At 57.3% G+C, this 17714-nt stretch carries 18 protein-coding genes; 4 read left to right on the top strand and 14 right to left on the bottom strand.

The features are described from left to right. Nucleotides 1-18 precede the first annotated feature (18 nt). The 5 genes from thiL to nrdR all read right to left on the bottom strand — a co-directional run bounded on the left by thiL (nt 19) and on the right by nrdR (nt 3624). Nucleotides 19-990 (bottom strand): thiamine-phosphate kinase, encoded by a 972-nt coding sequence (gene thiL, locus URZ40_RS02055; protein WP_316380335.1) that lies wholly within the window; start codon nt 988-990, stop codon nt 19-21. A gap of 77 nt (nt 991-1067) precedes the next feature. After that, on the bottom strand, nt 1068-1487 hold the full coding sequence (nusB, locus tag URZ40_RS02060; protein ID WP_006809908.1) for a transcription antitermination factor NusB: 420 nt from the start codon (nt 1485-1487) through the stop codon (nt 1068-1070). Between the two features lie 21 nt (nt 1488-1508). Further along, nucleotides 1509-1979 carry a 6,7-dimethyl-8-ribityllumazine synthase gene (ribE, locus tag URZ40_RS02065; RefSeq protein WP_006176874.1) on the bottom strand — a complete coding sequence of 157 codons (471 nt, stop codon included), beginning with the start codon at nt 1977-1979 and terminating at the stop codon, nt 1509-1511. 87 nt (nt 1980-2066) lie between these two features. After that, complete coding sequence (gene ribD, locus URZ40_RS02070; RefSeq protein ID WP_320719684.1) at nt 2067-3170, bottom strand: bifunctional diaminohydroxyphosphoribosylaminopyrimidine deaminase/5-amino-6-(5-phosphoribosylamino)uracil reductase RibD; 1104 nt, start codon at nt 3168-3170, stop codon at nt 2067-2069. A 4-nt stretch (nt 3171-3174) separates the two neighbouring features. Next, the gene (gene nrdR / locus URZ40_RS02075; RefSeq protein WP_008503337.1) at nt 3175-3624 is read right to left on the bottom strand and encodes a transcriptional regulator NrdR; all 450 of its coding nucleotides are present in this window, start codon (nt 3622-3624) and stop codon (nt 3175-3177) included. 153 nt (nt 3625-3777) lie between these two features. On the opposite strand from nrdR, the gene URZ40_RS02080 reads away from it, so the two are divergent. Continuing rightward, a complete protein-coding gene (locus URZ40_RS02080; protein ID WP_116341803.1) occupies nt 3778-4317 on the top strand; it encodes a DUF3251 domain-containing protein in 540 nt (179 codons plus the stop codon). 270 nt (nt 4318-4587) lie between these two features. Then, nucleotides 4588-5466 (top strand): nucleoside-specific channel-forming protein Tsx, encoded by an 879-nt coding sequence (locus tag URZ40_RS02085; RefSeq protein WP_116341805.1) that lies wholly within the window; start codon nt 4588-4590, stop codon nt 5464-5466. Nucleotides 5467-5586: 120 nt separating this feature from the next. Here the strand turns inward: URZ40_RS02085 and URZ40_RS02090 are convergent, their stop codons facing one another. The 7 genes from URZ40_RS02090 to queA form a co-directional block, all read right to left on the bottom strand. Next, nucleotides 5587-6267, bottom strand: a complete 681-nt coding sequence (locus URZ40_RS02090; protein ID WP_320719685.1) for a YafY family protein — start codon at nt 6265-6267, stop codon at nt 5587-5589. A gap of 14 nt (nt 6268-6281) precedes the next feature. Further along, a complete protein-coding gene (locus tag URZ40_RS02095) occupies nt 6282-6647 on the bottom strand; it encodes a VOC family protein (protein ID WP_008503341.1) in 366 nt (121 codons plus the stop codon). Nucleotides 6648-6789: 142 nt separating this feature from the next. Then, complete coding sequence (gene secF / locus URZ40_RS02100; protein ID WP_028012143.1) at nt 6790-7761, bottom strand: protein translocase subunit SecF; 972 nt, start codon at nt 7759-7761, stop codon at nt 6790-6792. Nucleotides 7762-7771: 10 nt separating this feature from the next. Then, nucleotides 7772-9619: a protein translocase subunit SecD gene (secD, locus tag URZ40_RS02105; RefSeq protein WP_071888278.1), complete on the bottom strand. Its 1848-nt coding sequence runs from the start codon at nt 9617-9619 to the stop codon at nt 7772-7774. 27 nt (nt 9620-9646) lie between these two features. Next, nucleotides 9647-9979 (bottom strand): preprotein translocase subunit YajC, encoded by a 333-nt coding sequence (yajC, locus tag URZ40_RS02110; RefSeq protein WP_000007630.1) that lies wholly within the window; start codon nt 9977-9979, stop codon nt 9647-9649. A 22-nt stretch (nt 9980-10001) separates the two neighbouring features. Further along, nucleotides 10002-11129, bottom strand: coding sequence for a tRNA guanosine(34) transglycosylase Tgt (tgt, locus tag URZ40_RS02115; RefSeq protein WP_045259930.1), 1128 nt, complete (start codon nt 11127-11129; stop codon nt 10002-10004). A gap of 53 nt (nt 11130-11182) precedes the next feature. Next, nucleotides 11183-12253: a tRNA preQ1(34) S-adenosylmethionine ribosyltransferase-isomerase QueA gene (gene queA / locus URZ40_RS02120; RefSeq protein ID WP_163330415.1), complete on the bottom strand. Its 1071-nt coding sequence runs from the start codon at nt 12251-12253 to the stop codon at nt 11183-11185. A 92-nt stretch (nt 12254-12345) separates the two neighbouring features. Here queA and acpH point away from each other — a divergent pair, with 92 nt between their 5' ends. Next, nucleotides 12346-12927, top strand: coding sequence for an ACP phosphodiesterase (gene acpH / locus URZ40_RS02125; protein ID WP_116341640.1), 582 nt, complete (start codon nt 12346-12348; stop codon nt 12925-12927). Between the two features lie 127 nt (nt 12928-13054). Further along, nucleotides 13055-13657: a peroxiredoxin C gene (locus URZ40_RS02130; protein ID WP_003859113.1), complete on the top strand. Its 603-nt coding sequence runs from the start codon at nt 13055-13057 to the stop codon at nt 13655-13657. Between the two features lie 43 nt (nt 13658-13700). Here URZ40_RS02130 and URZ40_RS02135 read toward each other — a convergent pair whose 3' ends face one another. Both URZ40_RS02135 and URZ40_RS02140 read right to left on the bottom strand, forming a co-directional pair. Then, the gene (locus URZ40_RS02135) at nt 13701-15086 is read right to left on the bottom strand and encodes a DUF3999 domain-containing protein (protein WP_320719686.1); all 1386 of its coding nucleotides are present in this window, start codon (nt 15084-15086) and stop codon (nt 13701-13703) included. Then, entirely contained in the window at nt 15083-17704 is a 2622-nt protein-coding gene (locus tag URZ40_RS02140) for a DUF2339 domain-containing protein (protein WP_320719687.1), read from the bottom strand. Before URZ40_RS02140 ends, URZ40_RS02135 begins: the two co-directional genes overlap by 4 nt. Nucleotides 17705-17714 lie beyond the last annotated feature (10 nt).

Genomic DNA, 17714 nt, shown 5'->3' on the forward strand with positions numbered 1-17714 from the left:
CAATACAGAGGCACAAACTCACGCGAAGTGATCGTACCCTTTCCAGTCCAGCGTAACGGGCGCACCGTCTTTCACAAACTTCAGCCCTTCACTCTCCGGCATGATCTGACCGATACAGGTAAATTTCGCGCCGAGGTGCGCTAATGCCACGTCGAGCGTTCCGCGGTTCAGCTCCGGAACGGTAAAGCACAGCTCATAATCTTCGCCACCGGACAGCGCCCAGCGCAGCGCCTGCTCAGGCTCTACATGGCGAAGCAGTTGCTCAGACAGCGGGAAGAGATCCAGGTCAACGCGCGCGCCTACGCCGCTGGCCTTCAGGATATGCCCGAGGTCTGAGATCAGCCCGTCAGAGAGATCGATAGCCGAGCTGGCCCGCTCTCGCAGTGCCTGACCGTGCAGAATGCGCGGCGTTGGGCGCAGGTGGCGTTTCACCAGATATGCCGCATCGTCAGCGTCCTTCACGGTTAAGCGATCCTGAAGGATCGCCAGCCCTGCCGCGCTATCTCCCGGCGTACCGGTCACATAGATCCAGTCGCCCGGTTTAGCGCCCGAGCGCTTCAGCGCGCGACCGAGCGGCACATAGCCGTGGATCGCCAGCGTCATAGACAGCGGCCCGGCAGTGGTATCGCCGCCAATCAGCTGCATATCGTAGTAGTTCAACTGCTCAAACAGCGCATCGCTAAAGGCTTCCAGCCAGACTTCATCCACCTCTGGTAGCGTCAGAGCCAGCGTCAGCCAGGCAGGATCGGCCCCCATCGCCGCCAGATCGCTGACGTTCACCGCCAGGGCTTTATACGCCAGATCGGCAGGATCGATATCGGGCAGGAAATGACGTCCGCACACCAGGGTGTCGGTGCTGATTGCCAGCGTCTGCTTTTCAGGAATATTGAGAAGTGCACAGTCATCGCCAATGCCGGTTTCAACATCAAGACGAGAGGTTCTGACACGGTCGAAATAACGGGCAATCAGGGAGAATTCGCCGCATGCCATACGTTATGCCTCAGCAAATAAAAGAAAAAACCGGAGCCGCACTGCCCGTCAGGCAATGCAGGACTCCGGTTTGCGGATCACTTTTTGTGGGGACGGATCGCAGGTGCTGCTTTATCAAGTACGCCGTTAACAAACTTGTGGCTGTCTTCAGCGCCGAAGGTTTTCGCCAGTTCGATCGCTTCGTTGATGGCCACTTTGTACGGGACATCATCACGTTTAGACAGCTCAAACAGCGCGATACGCAACACTGCTTTTTCCACCTGGCCCAGCTCTTCGAGCAGACGGGATAGGTATGGCTTCATCAGGCCATCGAGATACGCGCTATTAGTCGCCACTCCCGACAGCAGTTCACGGAAGTACAGAACGTCAACGTCTTTCACGTCCTGTTCTGACAGGAACTGGTATTCAACATCAGCGATGTCGTTCTGGGACAACTGCCAGGAGTAAAGTGCCTGGACGGCACATTCACGGGCGCGGCGACGAGCAGCAGGTTTCACGGAATTCCCCTTACAAAAAAATCAGGCCTTGATGGCTTTCAATACATTGATCATTTCAAGCGCGGTCAGTGCAGCTTCTGCACCTTTGTTACCGGCTTTGGTGCCAGCACGTTCGATGGCTTGTTCAATACTTTCGGTGGTCAGCACGCCGAACGCGACAGGAATTTCAGCATCCTGCGCAACGTGTGCCAGACCGTTGCTTGCACCGCCCGCAACGTATTCGAAGTGCGCAGTGCCGCCACGAATAACAGTACCCAGCGCAATCACCGCGTCGTATTTACCGGTTTTCGCCAGCGCGCCCGCCGCCAGTGGCAGTTCATAAGCGCCTGGAACCCAAACAACGGTAATGTTGTCATCTTTAACCTGGCCGATACGTTTCAGGGCGTCAATCGCACCTTCCAGCAGGCTGTCGTTGATGAAGTTGTTGAAACGCGCAATGGTGATGGCGACGCGAGCGTCCGGGGTAGCTACAGCAGCTTCAATAATGTTCATACTCTTCCTTTACGGGTTCATTTGGCCCCGCAGGGGGGCGGATTTTATCATAATACTTTGCGCACTGCTTCCCTATTTCGGGAGCAATTACGCTGTCGTTAAATGGAGGCAGACATCCGGACCCACCGGACGAATCTCGCTGAATGTAAGTTGCGGTGCGTCGGCCAGTTTTTCAAGGCCGGGCAGCACAAACAAGCCGCGCGCGTCGTGACCTAACAGTTTAGGTGCAACGTAGACGAGCAGTTCATCCACCAGCCCCGCCTGAAGCAGCGCGCCGGCAAGCGTCGGGCCAGCTTCGACCCAGATGCTGTTCACCTGCTGCTTGCCGAGCAGCATCATCAGCACCACCAGATCCAGATGCCCGTTATGCTCCGGCACCATAACGCTGCGCACGCCTTCCGGCCAGTCGCGCGTATCTTCCCTCGTGCGCGCAATCCAGGTTTCACCCGGCTGCTGGACGATGCGGTGCTGCGGCGTTACGCGGTTCTGGCTATCAATAACAATACGCAGCGGCTGACGCAGGTTCTCCTGCGGATAAAGCGCCTGGGTATCGGCATTCAGTTCATCCCAGCGCACGGTCATGGCCGGATCGTCAGCCAGGACCGTTTCACTGCTGGTGAGGATAGCATGGCTTTGCGCGCGCAGACGTTGCACATCGCGCCTTGCCTGTGGCGAAGTTACCCACTGGCTTTCGCCGTTTGCCATCGCCGTACGGCCGTCCAGCGAGGCGCCCAGCTTGAGCTGAATATACGGGAACCCTGTGCGCATGCGCTTCAGGAAGCCTTTGTTGAGGGCTTCGGCGTCCTGCATCATCAGCCCATGGCTGACGTCAATCCCTTCCTGCTGCAGGCGATACAGGCCGCGTCCGGCCACCTGCGGATTCGGGTCCTGCATCGATGCGACCACGCGTGAAACGCCCGCAGCAATCAGCGCTTCACAGCACGGCGGCGTACGCCCGTGATGGCTGCAGGGCTCCAGCGTCACATAGGCGGTGGCGCCGCGCGCCTTCTCGCCGGCCATGCGCAGCGCATGAACCTCCGCATGCGGCTCGCCTGCGCGATAGTGAAACCCCTCCCCCACGATCTCGCCATCTTTCACGATAACGCACCCGACGTTCGGGTTGGGATGGGTGGTAAAACGACCGCGCTGCGCCAGCTTCATGGCGCGCGCCATGTACATCTCATCCTGCATGAGCTTAATCCTGTAAGCGGGCGATCTCTTCGCCGAACTCTTTGATGTCTTCGAAGCTGCGGTAGACCGAGGCGAAGCGGATATAGGCGACCTTATCGAGCTTTTTCAGCTGCTCCATCACCAGGTTGCCGATCATTTTGCTCGGCACTTCACGCTCGCCAAGGCCACGCAGGTAAGATTTAATGTGGTTTAGCGCCATTTCGACGTCATCCGCGCTGACGGGCCGTTTTTCGAGGGCCTTCAGCATCCCGCTGCGCAGTTTCTCTTCGTTAAACGGCTCGCGCACGTCGTTACTTTTTACCACGCGCGGCATTACCAGCTCTGCAACCTCAAAGGTCGTGAAACGCTCGTTGCACACCAGACACTGCCGACGACGGCGCACTGAAGACCCTTCGCCCACAAGACGAGAGTCGATGACTTTGGTATCCACAGCGGAGCAGAATGGGCAATGCATACGGTATCCCTGTTATCTGGTTAACTGATTTTCATTTTACCCTGATCTGGCCTGACAACAAAGGAAGAGCTTTTTTGAGACAAAGGATCTATGTCTGGCGACGCGTTGCTGGCTACCATTATGGGGATCCGTTATTTCAAGGAAATAAACGCTATGACAAGACGTTACCTGAGAATTTTACTGGTGGGGAGCCTCTTCACCCTCAGTGCCTGTGCACAGCAAACCGAAGTTCGTCAGATGAAACAAAGCGTGAATACGCTCAACACGGCGATGGACAAACTGAACAAAGAAACGGTGAAGATCACCCAGCAAAACGCGCTGAACGCCAAATCCAGCAGCGGGGTGTACCTGCTGCCGGGGGCAAACACGCCTGCTCTGCTCAACAGCCAGATTGGCACGCTGAAAATGTCGCTGGTGAACGTGGCGGCGAATGCGGATGGTACGCGCGCAACATTGCGTATTCATGGCGAATCTAACGATCCGCTGCCAGCCTTTAGCGGTACCGTCGAATGGGGACAGATCCAGGGCACCACGGAGAATTACCAGGAGGTGAATGTGAAGAATCAGCTGTTCACCGCTCCGGCCAGCGTGTTAGCGCCCAGCGATGTGGATATTCCGCTTCAGTTAAGCGGCCTTACGCCTGAGCAGTTAGGCTTTATCCGCATTCACGATATCCAACCCGCCGCGCAGTAATCCCCTCCTTTTGAGCGGAGTGAAATGTCACTCCGCTAACATTTACATTTCGTATGGATTGGCAACAGAAATGATTGCCGCTACAATCCCGGCCGTTTAAAGTACGCAAACGTGAACGCAATCGATTACGTGTGTGAGAGATATGTGAAACAACACATATTTTTGTGAGCAGGGATTCCTATAATAGGCACCGCAGAAACACGAAATATTTAGAAACGCAATTCGCGCATTTTTCACTCCCGGAAGGGAATTTCAATCAGTGGCATGATTATGAAAAAAACATTACTCGCAGCCGGTGCAGTTCTGGCACTTTCCTCCTCTTTCACTGTTAACGCAGCGGAAAACGAGAAACCACAATACCTCTCCGACTGGTGGCACCAGAGCGTTAACGTGGTAGGCAGCTACCACACCCGTTTCGGACCACAGATCCGCAACGATACCTACCTGGAGTACGAAGCATTCGCCAAGAAAGACTGGTTTGATTTCTATGGCTATATGGATGCACCGGTCTTCTTCGGTGGTAACTCTCAGGCTAAAGGTATCTGGAACCACGGTTCCCCACTGTTCATGGAGATCGAACCGCGCTTCTCCATCGACAAGCTGACCGGCACCAATCTAAGCTTCGGTCCGTTTAAAGAGTGGTACTTCGCGAACAACTATATCTACGACATGGGCCGCAACGAGTCCGGTCGTCAGAGCACCTGGTATATGGGTCTGGGTACCGACATCGACACGGGCCTGCCAATGAGCCTGTCCCTGAACGTATACGCGAAATATCAGTGGCAGAACTACGGTGCTGAAAACCAGAACGAGTGGGATGGCTACCGTTTCAAAGTGAAATACTTTGTTCCAATTACCCAACTCTGGGGCGGTAACCTGAGCTACATCGGCTTCACCAACTTCGACTGGGGTTCAGATCTGGGCGATAAGAGCGGTTACGCAGAGAACGGTATTAAGCAGCGTACCAATGACTCCATCGCCTCCAGTCACATCCTGGCGCTGAACTACGATCACTGGCACTACTCTGTTGTGGCACGTTACTGGCACAACGGCGGCCAGTGGAACGACGACGCTAAACTGGTATGGATGAACGAACACGTCCGTTCTACCGGCTGGGGTGGTTACCTGGTCGTAGGTTATAACTTCTAATCAGTGCGGGACCGTGCGGGCTGATGCCCTCACCCTGACCCTCTCCCGGTGGGAGAGGGAACAAATACTAAAAACGGCAACACACATTGCCGTTTTGCTTTTACCTCGCCACCCGGCTTTTTACTGCCTCACCTTCCGCAAAAAATCCGCCAAAGACCTGTCCGCACTCTCGCTGAACCGCCTCTCCGTCTGCACAATATTGAGACACCGGTCGAGCCGAAAACAGCGGTAGTCATCGCGCCGTTCACACCACGCTGCCAGCAGCCAGCGCTCCCCCCAGAAGAACAAGCCCAGCGGCTGAACCTCTCGTTTTGAGAGCTGCCCGGCTTCATCACGATAATGCAGCGCCAATACGCGCTGGGCGGAAATCGCCTGATGGATCATGTCAAAATCGCTGCGGGAGTGGCTATGCATGCAAAAATCCGGGGCGTAGATCCGCGTCTGCTCCGCCTTTCGACGGCTCTCCTCGGGCAGGATAGCCAGCACCTTCTCCTGGGCCGACTCCAGCTCGCGCGACAGCGATTCACCTCCCCAGGTTTTAAGCAGGCGAATCGCGACGATCAGCGCCTCGGACTCCTTATTTGTCAGCATCAGCGGCGGCAGATCAAAACCCGACATCAGCCGATATCCACTTCCCGCCTCGCCTTCCACCGGCACGCCGGAAAGCGACAGGTCGCGGATATCGCGGTAGACCGTGCGCTCGGACACGCCAAGCCGGTCCGCCAGATGCGCTGCCGTAGTCAGACGCCTGCCCCGCAGGATCTGCACAATCTGAAACAAACGGTCAGCGCGTCGGGTCATATCTTATTCCGCTCTCAGGCAGGTTGATGGAGGCCGACGCGGTTACCCTCGCTGTCGGTAAACAGTGCGATAGTGCCGATACCATGCGGCAGTTCCAGCGGGCCAAACACGCACTCGCCGCCCGCGGAGGCAATGCGATCGAGCGTCGCCGCCAGATTGTCAGTATGCAGGTAAATAATAGCGCCCTGCAAAGACGGTGTAACGCCGTCAAATTTTGCCAGCGCCCCACCGGTGGCGGGATCCTCATGCGGAAAAACCGCCAGCTCTGCGCAATCCATTTTCTCGCGACGCAGCGCGAGCTGCATGACCGGCTCATAAAATTTGATGGCGCGATCCATATCCGAGACCGGAATTTCAAACCAGTTAATTACGCTTTTCATACATCCTCCTGCCTGTTGTTTGGGTTCAGAAGGAGTCTACGGCAGAGCTCCTGACAGCATACTGTCAGGAGTGTTTGTCAGGAGCAGATAAAAAAAATCCCGGTCAACAGACCGGGATTCCGATAACGCGCTAAACGTCGCCTTACGGCAGAATGGACGGCTGATCCGCCCCTTCTTTTTCGACTTTCTGCTGGAGCAGGTGCTCGCGCTTCATACCGAGTTTCAGGGCCAGAGCGGACGCGACGTAGATGGACGACGCCGTACCGATGGAGACACCGATCAGCATGGTCAGCGAGAAGCCTTCCAGCACCGGGCCACCGAAGAGGAACAGCATCAGGATTACCATCAGGGTGGTACCGGATGTGATCAAGGTACGGTGCAGCGTCTGGGTCAACGACACGTTAAAGATTTCGTACGGCGTGCCGCGACGGATCTTACGGAAGTTTTCACGGATACGGTCAGATACCACGATACTGTCGTTCAGTGAGTAACCGATAACGGACATCAGGGATGCCACGATAGTCAGGTCAATCTCAATGTGGAACAGAGACAGTATGCCCATGGTGATCACCACGTCGTGCGCCAGAGCGATAACCACACCGGCCGCCAGTCGCCACTCGAAGCGGAAACCGACGTACACCAGGATGGAGATCAGCGCCACCAGCAGCGCCATGGCGCCGGTCTGCGCCAGGTCTGCACCCACGCTCGGGCCGACGAACTCAATACGCTTGACCGCCGCGCTCTGGCTGGTGGTCTCGTTAATGACCTGTACGACCTTACTGCCCAGCTCCTGGCTACCGTTGGCATCGTGCACCGGCGGCATACGCACCATGATGTCGCGGCTGCTGCCGAAGTTCTGCAGCAGCGGCTCTTCAAAGCCCGCTTTCTGCAAAGACAAACGCATCTGGTCCATATCGACCGGTTTTTCCAGGGAGATCTCGATGACCGTACCACCGGTGAAATCCAGACCCCAGTTAAAGCCTTTCACGCCCATAACGATGATGGACAGAATCAGCAGTAAACCTGAAATGCCGAAGGCCCAGTAGTCCCAGCGCATAAAGTCCCAGACTTTACGGCCATGGTTCAATTGTTCAACAGTATATTCCTGTGCCACAACGCACTCCTCAGATAGACAGCTTTTTGACGCGCTTGCCGCCGTACAGCAGGTTCACGATGGCACGGGTGCCGACAATAGCGGTAAACATTGACGTTGCGACACCGATACCGGTTGTAATCGCAAAGCCTTTGATCGCGCCAGTACCCACTGCATACAGGATAAGAACCTTAATCAGTGTTGTTACGTTCGCATCGAAAATGGAGCTGAACGCGCCTTTATAGCCTTCGTCAATCGCCTGCTGAACAGAGCGACCGTTGCTCAACTCTTCTTTGATACGTTCGTTAATCAGTACGTTGGCGTCGACCGCCACCGCAAGGGTCAGAACGATACCCGCAATCCCCGGCATGGTCAGCGTCGCCCCCGGCAGCAGGGACATAATGCCGATGATCAGCACCAGGTTCGCGATCAGCGCGGACGTCGCAATCAGACCAAACTTCTTATAGAAGAAGATCATGAAGAGGATAGAGACCGCCAGACCGGCCAGACACGCTTCCAGACCCTGCTGGATGTTTTGCATACCCAGCGTTGGACCAATGGTACGTTCTTCAACAATCTGAATTGGCGCAATCAGCGCACCGGCACGCAGCAGCAGAGAGAGCTGACGCGCTTCGTTCGGGTTGTTAATACCGGTAATACGGAAGCTGTTACCCAGACGAGACTGGATGTTGGCGATGTTAATCACCTCTTCCTCTTTCACCAGCACCGCACGACCGTTTGCATCTTTCTTACCGCTGTCTTTGTACTCCACGAACAGGGTCGCCATCGGTTTACCGATGTTGTCCTTAGTGAAGTTAGACATGATGTTACCACCCGCGCTATCCAGCGAGATGTTAACCTGCGGCTGGTTGTACTCATCCTGGCTCGACGTGGAGTCAGTGATGTGGTCACCGGTCAGGATCACGCGCTTGTACAGCACAACCGGCTGACCTTCGCGGGTCTGTTTCACTTCGGAGTCACCCGGAATACGGCCAGACGCCGCGGCGGACTGGTCGACATTGGAGTTCACCAGACGGAATTCCAGCGTCGCGGTCGCACCGAGAATCTCTTTCGCACGCGCGGTATCCTGGATACCCGGCAGTTCAACCACGATACGGTCAGCACCCTGACGCTGTACCAGCGGCTCAGCCACACCCAGCTGGTTCACACGGTTACGCAGAATGTTGATGTTCTGCTGAACGGCATATTCACGCGCTTCTTTCAGACGCGCATCGGTCATCACCGCACGCAGCTGGTTGCTGCCCTGAGAGGTGATCACCAGGTCACGGTGACGTTGGGTCAGGTAATCTACAGCCTGATCGCGCGCCGCGCTGTCGCGGAACGTGATGCTCATGCCGTAGTTATCTTCTTTACGCACGGTAGTGTATGGGATGCCTTTGTCACGCAGATCGCTGCGCAGGCTGTCGATATTCTGTTCCTGCAGCTTGCCGAGCGCGGTATCCATATCCACTTCCATCAGGAAGTGAACGCCGCCACGCAGGTCAAGACCGAGTTTCATTGGCTCTGCGTTCAGCGCAGCCAGCCAGCGAGGGGTTGCAGGAGCAAGGTTAAGCGCCACGACATATTTGTCACCCAGCACGCCCATCAGCGCTTCGCGAGCGCGGAGCTGCGTGTCGGTGGTGTCGAAGCGAGCAAGAATTGCACCCTCTTCCAGAGCCACAGACTTAGCGGTAATTTTTTCTTCTTGTAACGTTTTCTGGACCTGGATCAGCGTTTGCTCACTGGCGGCGACACCGCGCGCGCCAGTGATTTGAACAGCCGGATCCTCACCATACAGGTTGGGAAGCGCGTACAGCAGGCCGACGATAATCACGACGACCAGCATGATGTACTTCCACAAAGGATAACGGTTTAACACGGCAGTTCCCTTTGGGAAAAGTTGGGATTACAGCGCCTTCATAGTGCCTTTCGGCAGAACGGCAGCTACGAAGTCACGTTTGATAACCACTTCAGTGGTGTCGTTCAGGGCGATAGCAATGTAGCCGCTTTCAGCCACTTTGGTTACGCGGCCGACCAGACCACCGTTGGTCAGCACTTCATCGCCTTTCGCGATGGAGTCCATCAGCTTTTTGTGCTCTTTGGTACGCTTCTGCTGTGGGCGCAGGATCATGAAGTAGAAGATCAGACCGAACACAACCAGCATCAGGATCAGAGACATCGGGCTGCCCTGCGCCGGAGCACCTGTTGCCGCTACCGCATCAGAAATAAAAAAGCTCATTCAAATTCCCTCATTATTAATATTAATCAACGTTCAACGGTGGAACATCCCGCCCCTGACGTTGGTAAAAATCGGTCACGAAGCTCTCTAATTTACCCTCTTCGATAGCCTTGCGTAAACCAGACATTAAGCGCTGATAGTAGCGAAGATTATGAATCGTATTGAGACGCGCGCCCAAAATCTCGTTACAACGATCGAGATGATGCAGATACGCGCGAGAATAATTGCGACAGGTATAGCAATCGCACTCGGAATCGAGCGGGCTGGTGTCACTCTTATGCTTCGCGTTACGGATTTTCACCACGCCATCGGTAACGAACAGATGACCGTTACGCGCGTTGCGGGTTGGCATCACGCAGTCGAACATATCAATGCCGCGACGTACGCCTTCCACCAGATCTTCGGGTTTACCCACACCCATCAGGTATCGTGGTTTATCCGCCGGGATTTGCGGGCAGACGTGCTCCAGAATGCGGTGCATGTCCTCCTTCGGCTCACCCACAGCCAAACCGCCGACAGCGTAGCCATCAAAACCTATCTCTACCAGACCTTTAACAGAGATATCGCGTAAATCTTCGTAAACGCTGCCCTGAATAATGCCAAACAGCGCATTTTTGTTCTGCAGGGAGTCAAAACGGTCGCGGCTGCGCTTCGCCCAGCGCAGAGACATCTCCATAGAGCGTTTCGCGTAGTCCCAGTCTGCCGGGTATGGCGTACATTCGTCGAAGATCATCACGATGTCAGAACCGAGATCGTACTGAATCTCCATCGACTTTTCTGGATCGAGGAAAATCGGATCGCCGTTGATCGGGTTACGGAAGTGTACGCCCTGCTCGGTGATCTTGCGGATATCGCCCAGGCTGAAGACCTGGAAGCCGCCGGAGTCGGTGAGGATCGGGCCTTTCCACTGCATAAAATCGTGCAGATCGCCGTGGAGCTTCATGATCTCCTGACCCGGACGCAGCCACAGGTGGAAGGTATTGCCGAGGATAATCTGTGCGCCAGTGGCTTCAACTTCTTCCGGCGTCATCCCTTTTACGGTGCCGTATGTGCCCACAGGCATAAACGCGGGGGTTTCCACCACGCCGCGATCAAACACCAGGCGACCGCGACGCGCGCGGCCATCGGTGGTATCAAGTTCAAATTTCATTTTTTCTCCGACGTCAGAAAAACAGTCCAACGTTGTAATACGGTGCCGCGGACTTATTCCCCGACACGCTCATTCAAAGCCAGCGGATTGTACGTGATAAACATCGCGTCCCCGTAGCTAAAAAAGCGATATTTTTGTTCTACCGCAGACTTGTAGGCATTCATCGTATGCTGATAACCCGCAAACGCGGAGACCAGCATAATCAGCGTCGATTCAGGCAGATGGAAGTTGGTCACCAGCGCGTCAATCACTTTGTACTGATAGCCCGGGTAGATAAAAATCTGCGTATCGCCAAAGAACGGCTCGATAAGATCGCGCTTTGCAGCCTGCGCGGCGCTCTCCAGTGAACGCACGGACGTCGTACCGACGGCCACGACGCGGCTACCCCGCGCTTTCGCCGCCAGCACCGCGTCCACCACATCCTGCGGCACTTCGGCATACTCGGAGTGCATGATGTGGTCTTCAATGCTGTCCACGCGCACCGGCTGGAAGGTGCCCGCGCCAACGTGCAGCGTCACAAACGCCATCTCAATGCCTTTGGCACGCAGCTTTTCCAGCAGCGGCTCATCAAAGTGCAGACCCGCCGTGGGTGCAGCCACCGCGCCAGGCTTCTGGCTGTAAACGGTCTGGTACAGCTCGCGGTCAGCCTCTTCGTCCGGGCGCTCAATGTACGGCGGCAGCGGCATATGGCCGATGGCATTCAGGATATCGAGCACCGTTCGCTCGTCGTTGAATTCCACCTCAAACAGCGCATCGTGGCGCGCGGTCATGGTCGCTTTAATGCTCTCGTCATCGCCGAGCAGCAGCTCCGCGCCCGGCTTCGGTGCCTTAGAGGCGCGAATATGTGCCAGAATGCGTTTATCATCGAGCATACGTTCGACCAGCACTTCAATCTTGCCGCCGCTGGCCTTACGGCCAAACAGGCGCGCCGGGATCACGCGGGTATTGTTAAAGACCAGCAGATCGCCAGGGTTGAGCTTGTCGAGCAAATCGGTGAAAGTACCGTGCGTCAGCTCGCCCGTTGGCCCATCCAGTGACAGTAAGCGACAGCTGCTGCGCTCAGGCATGGGATAGTGAGCAATCAGGGATTCAGGTAGTTCAAAGGAGAAATCGGCGACGCGCATGACGTATACTCGTGACTTAAAAACAGGCGGCATAGTCTAGTGCTCACACCCTTTTGCTGCAACAACTAGCCGCCAATGGACAAATAAAACGCATGAATTTTCTCGCTCACCTGCATCTCGCTCATCTCGCTGACAGCTCCCTTTCCGGCAATTTGCTGGCCGATTTTGTGCGCGGCAACCCCGCTGAGGACTATTCCCCTGAGGTTGTCGACGGGATTTTTATGCACCGCCGCATCGACGTGCTGACGGATAAGCTGCCGGAAGTGACGGAAGCCAAAGCGTGGTTTCGCCCTGAAACGCGCCGCGTTGCGCCGATCACGCTCGACGTGATGTGGGACCACTTCCTGTCGCGCCACTGGGAACAGCTGTCGCCGGAGATGCCGTTGCCGGCGTTTGTGCGCTACGCCCACCAGCAGGTGTCGATTATTCTGCCCGACTCGCCGCCGCGCTTTGTGAATCTGAATAACTACCTGTGGTCAGAACGCTGGCTGGAGCGCTATCGCGAGATGGATTTCATCCAGAATGTGCTGAATGGGATGGCAAGCCGCCGCCCGCGGCTGGATGCGCTGCGCGACTCCTGGTATGACCTGGATGAACATTACGATGCGCTGGAGAGCCAATTCTGGCAGTTCTATCCACGCATGATGGCGCAGGCGAAAAACAAACAGCTGTAACAGAATTCACATTGATAGGTAAAAGCTGGTGGAACGATTGTCACCACCTCTTTGTCTTATCCAGGAACACTCTCTATACTGGCTCGCGTTGCGTTCCAAATAACCTTAGTATCTACAGGAGAATCATATGGTTCTGGTAACTCGTCCGGCTCCGGATTTTACAGCTGCAGCAGTTCTGGGCAACGGTGAAATCGTTGAAAACTTCAACTTCAAACAGCACACCAACGGTAAAGCGACCGTTCTGTTCTTCTGGCCAATGGACTTCACTTTCGTTTGCCCGTCTGAGCTGATCGCGTTCGACAAACGTTATGAAGAATTCCAGAAGCGTGGCGTGGAAGTGGTTGGCGTCTCCTTCGACTCTGAATTTGTACACAACGCATGGCGTAACACCCCTGTCGAAAATGGCGGCATCGGTGCGGTGAAATACGCAATGGTTGCGGACATCAAACGCGAAATCCAGCAGGCTTACGGTATCGAACATCCGGACGCTGGCGTTGCACTGCGCGGCTCCTTCCTGATCGACGCAAACGGCATCGTTCGTCACCAGGTTGTGAACGATCTGCCGCTGGGTCGTAACATCGACGAAATGCTGCGCATGGTTGACGCGCTGCAGTTCCACGAAGAGCACGGCGAAGTGTGCCCGGCTCAGTGGGAAAAAGGTAAAGAAGGTATGGCAGCTTCCCCAGACGGCGTAGCTAAATACCTGTCTGAGAACGTATCCAGCCTGTAATCGGCACGGTTTACGGAAGAGGCCCGCTTATGCGGGCCTTTTTTTATGCCTTACGCTGCGTCTCTCGCCAGATGCGCCAGGCCATACCCACCAGCAGAATCACGCCCGCAATCAGCACGCCCCACACCAGCAGCGCGTTCATCCTGCTCTCCCGCTCGGACGCAGAGGTCGCGGTCAGACGCCCCTCGCCGCCTAATGCGACATCCCCCAGAATGTCGGCCTGCGGCAGGTTCGCCATATCATAGGTCTTGCGCAGATCGGCTGGGATCAGCATGTCAGGCTCCACGCTGGCTGGTTTTGCCGCCCCGTTACCCCAGGCGAGCACGTACGGTGCTTTTCCCTGCGCGTTGAACACCAGGTCATAGCGATCGCGATGCCCGGTGACGCTCGGCAGGTACTCCGGCAGGCGCGCATTCAGCGTCGTGACTTTCACCGCCTGCACCAGGCCCCCGTTAAGCGAAACAGGTGGAGACGTTTTTCCCTCCAGACGGTAAAGAACCTCTTTTTTCAGGGGGTGCCATGCATCTTTATCCAAACTCCGCCACGCTATCTCCACGGGAAGGACGCCATCGCCGTTCAGTGAGATGCTGACAGCACTCAGCGGCTGCGGACGCGCCCAGCGCCACTGCGCTTCGCTTGTCGAAAGTTGCTCCCCTTCCCCCTCAAGGTCGATCGCTTCCGGGGCCGCCTGGGCAGGTGCGCTGATTGCGTTTACGCCGGTCAAGGTTATTCCCTGGCTCTGCGCGTTCAGCACCACCAGGAGATAGCGGTTCGTATCGGGAGACAAAACAATATCGGTATCGATCCGATCCAGCTTAAGACGATCCTGCCCGCTCACCACGTCCAGCAGCGGCATATCCTCACGCAGGGTATACCAGCGCTTAAGATCCTCGCTGTAATAGACCGACGCCGTTCCCTGCCACGGCGTCTGAGGGGTATTCCAGAGCAGCTGTAATTGGGACAGCCTTATTTCCCCCGTATCCTGCTCCGGCAGGGTCAGCAGATAATGCTGCCCGGTTGCGGCGGCTTTTTGTCCTTCAAGCACAATCTCAACGCCGTTTGCGGAACGGAGCAGGATCTTATCGCTCTCCTCACCCCCTCGCGCAGGCGCAAGGGGCGACGCGTCCAGCGGAAAGAGGCGCAGCGCCGTGGATTGCGCTGCCGCCTGCGGGCGCGTCGCGGTAACCAGGCTGAAGGGAACCGGCTCGCCCGACTGATTAAAGACGCGAACGTCATGCAGATCCGGCGACGTGCTCTGCGCATAGACGGCGAGCGGCAGCGTCACCCGATACCACTGGGAAGGAGCAGACGTATCCAGCGAGCGGCCAAAGACATAGTCCCGGGGCGATTCCGTTTGTACCTCTTCGCAGAACCCCGGGACGGCAAGCGCCAGCAGCGCGGTACAGGCTACCGCTTTCATCCATTTCATTTTTCATCTCCTGTTTTGGGCGGCAGCGGCGAGAAATACCCCACGATCAGCACCAGTATTGCCACGCCGATAAACGCCACCGCGCGTGACAGACCGCCTCCGCCCGCGCTGTCCACCAGCATCAGTTTAACCATCACCACCCCCAGCAGCGCGGCACCGCCAAGCCACTCCTGACGGGAAGCCCGGCGGGTGGCGTGGACCATGATCACCAGCGCGATCAGCATCCAGAACAGGGCAAACGAGGTCTGGATAAGCCGCGAATCCCACAGCGATGCCATATTCCAGGCCACGTCGCCGTACCAGGCCAGGGCGCGCATCAGCGCACCGTTAAGCCACCAGAAGCCAAACGCCATAATCGCGACGGCAGGCCACGGACGTGCCTGCGAAAGCAGTGCCGGGTAGTAGCGTTCCACCATCTGATAAAAGACCACCAGCCCCAGCAGCGCGAACGCCGCGCCTTCCTCAAGCGGATTCACCAGCGGCAGCCAGGTCTGACGGTAAACCACGCCGTCCTGGAAATTGGTCACCACCAGCAATATCAGCAGCGCCACGACCACGGGGATCGGTGCTATACACGCGTAGAGTGCGGGCCACTCCCGGAAAGGCCACCCGCGACGGCGTACCGCCGCAGAGAGCGCCATAATTACCCCGCCGCCTGCGGCCATTGCCAGCCCGCTGCCCCAGGCCGCCATGCCCCACGGCAGCGACCGGGCAAACCAGTAAAGCTCCGCCGCCAGCGCCAGTAAAATCATCCAGAACAGAGACAGGTGCAGCCCCCCAGAGATGCGCGGCGCTAAACGGGCGCCGTCGCGCCGCAGCAGCATCAGCGCGGCAGGAAGCGCGATTCCCCATGCCAGATTTGACCAGCCGGCGGCAAATATCTGCTGGTGCGAGAGCTGATAGCCCACCATCACCAGCATCAGCGGCCACAGCAGCCATTTGCTGGCATCCAGTTCCCGCCACGCCAGACGAGCCGCAGCCTGCCGCCAGCCCCAGACCGACGCCGCCGTCAGTGCCAGCACGCCCGCCAGAACAGGCAGTTCCTGCTTCAACACCAGCCGCGACGCGCCAAATAGCGCCACGAGCCAGAACAGCAGCCCGCCTGCCAGCAGCGCCCAGCTAACCGGCAGAAAGAGGTTCCGCCACAGCCAGGCCGCAGCCAGCCAGCAAAGGCTGAGGATGGTGAAGATCAGCAGCAGGCTCAGCGGCGTAACGCCGTTCATCTGCGCCCACAGCGCGCTGCCGAGCGCCAGCACCAGCAGCGCCGTCCCGCTATAGCTCATGCGCCGCTGGTGCTGCTGCACGCCCAGCCAGAGGATACCCAGCCCCTCAAGCGCCCAGGCCATCGCCGTCCACCGCGCGGAGAGCGCCAGCGGAATGGCGAGCGTGGCAAATCCGCCGCCGATGGCCAGCGCTGCCATCACCAGCGGTCGTCCGATGGAGGGATAGCGCCGCAGCGCAAGGAACGCGAGGGTAAGATAAAACGCCCCGTATCCCAGCGCGCTCAGGGCCGGGCCATATTCCCAGTGCCGGGTCATACCGTACTGCATCCCAAAGCCTATCAGCGGCGGGGCAAACAGCAGCACGCCGTCAATAATCTGCTTTCCTTTCTCCTGCGCCCGCAGCGACAGCGCCACGCTCAGCACGCCGAATATCAGCGTATTGGCAATCAGGAACAGCTGGCAGATCCAATAGTCTTCAGGCTGGTAATCACTCAGCCCCCACAGGCCGCCCACGCCAAAGGTAAAGAGCAGCCCGAGCAGGTTAAGCTCGCGCCAGTGCTGCCAGATGCTGATGGCGAGAATGCCGATGGAAAGCAGGAGATAGAAGGAAAACAGCGCCACAAAGTTGCCGCCCCCGGTAGATAGCAGCAGCGGCGCAAGATACCCGCCGAGGCTCGCCAGCATGGCAAGGCTCAGCGCTTTCTGCAGCACGGCCAGCCCAACGCTCGCGGCGCAAATCACCACCAGTAGCGCGAAGGCCAGCGTCATCGGCAGCATCTGCCAGAGCCGGAAGGCGCCGAAGACCGTCAGGTAGAGAATGCCCGTCGCCCCGCCCTGTAAGATAAGCGCGTAGACCGGCTGCCTGTGCCGCAGCCGCCACCCAACCGCCAGCAGCACGATGGCAAACAGCGCCGTCGCCACCAGGCGTAGCTCAAGCGGGAACAGGGAGTGTTCAACGGTATAGCGCAGCAGGAATGAAAGACCCAGGAAGAGCAGCAGAATGCCAAGCTTCGCCAGGGGATTACCCTGCATAAACCAGCGCGCCAGCGACGTCACTATGCCACCAAAGGCAGAAGGCTGTTTAGCCGCTGACGCAGGGGCCGGAGCGGGTTCGGCCTCGATAGCGGGAATTTCGGGACGCCAGGGATCGACAGGCGCGGGAGCGTCCTCAGCCACCAGCGCGGTCACGACCGCCGGAGTAGCAGCTTGCACCTGTTCTGGCTCCGGCGCTATCTCTGCCGCGCCGCGCTGCTCAAGCGCCTCAATGCGCTGGCGTAGCCGGGCGATCTCCTGCTGTGCCGCCGTGCTTCGATTAAACCCGATAACCGCGAGCACGGGCGCAACCAGCAGCGCAAAAACCAGGAACAAACAGCCAAGGATGTAAAGCTCGTCCATGTTTCCACCT

This window comes from Enterobacter sp. 296B2, from assembly GCF_034106185.1.
In the GTDB taxonomy this organism is placed as follows: Bacteria; Pseudomonadota; Gammaproteobacteria; order Enterobacterales; family Enterobacteriaceae; genus Enterobacter; species Enterobacter cloacae_N.

Coding starts and splice junctions, on each gene's coding strand:
- ribE (WP_006176874.1), bottom strand. CDS start 1,979: ATGAACATTATTGAAGCTGCTGTAGCTACCCCGGACGCTCGCGTCGCC.
- thiL (WP_316380335.1), bottom strand. CDS start 990: ATGGCATGCGGCGAATTCTCCCTGATTGCCCGTTATTTCGACCGTGTC.
- URZ40_RS02135 (WP_320719686.1), bottom strand. CDS start 15,086: ATGAAATGGATGAAAGCGGTAGCCTGTACCGCGCTGCTGGCGCTTGCC.
- yajC (WP_000007630.1), bottom strand. CDS start 9,979: ATGAGCTTTTTTATTTCTGATGCGGTAGCGGCAACAGGTGCTCCGGCG.
- URZ40_RS02095 (WP_008503341.1), bottom strand. CDS start 6,647: ATGAAAAGCGTAATTAACTGGTTTGAAATTCCGGTCTCGGATATGGAT.
- tgt (WP_045259930.1), bottom strand. CDS start 11,129: ATGAAATTTGAACTTGATACCACCGATGGCCGCGCGCGTCGCGGTCGC.
- URZ40_RS02085 (WP_116341805.1), top strand. CDS start 4,588: ATGAAAAAAACATTACTCGCAGCCGGTGCAGTTCTGGCACTTTCCTCC.
- ribD (WP_320719684.1), bottom strand. CDS start 3,170: ATGCAGGATGAGATGTACATGGCGCGCGCCATGAAGCTGGCGCAGCGC.
- URZ40_RS02140 (WP_320719687.1), bottom strand. CDS start 17,704: ATGGACGAGCTTTACATCCTTGGCTGTTTGTTCCTGGTTTTTGCGCTG.
- URZ40_RS02090 (WP_320719685.1), bottom strand. CDS start 6,267: ATGACCCGACGCGCTGACCGTTTGTTTCAGATTGTGCAGATCCTGCGG.
- URZ40_RS02080 (WP_116341803.1), top strand. CDS start 3,778: ATGACAAGACGTTACCTGAGAATTTTACTGGTGGGGAGCCTCTTCACC.
- queA (WP_163330415.1), bottom strand. CDS start 12,253: ATGCGCGTCGCCGATTTCTCCTTTGAACTACCTGAATCCCTGATTGCT.
- acpH (WP_116341640.1), top strand. CDS start 12,346: ATGAATTTTCTCGCTCACCTGCATCTCGCTCATCTCGCTGACAGCTCC.
- URZ40_RS02130 (WP_003859113.1), top strand. CDS start 13,055: ATGGTTCTGGTAACTCGTCCGGCTCCGGATTTTACAGCTGCAGCAGTT.
- nrdR (WP_008503337.1), bottom strand. CDS start 3,624: ATGCATTGCCCATTCTGCTCCGCTGTGGATACCAAAGTCATCGACTCT.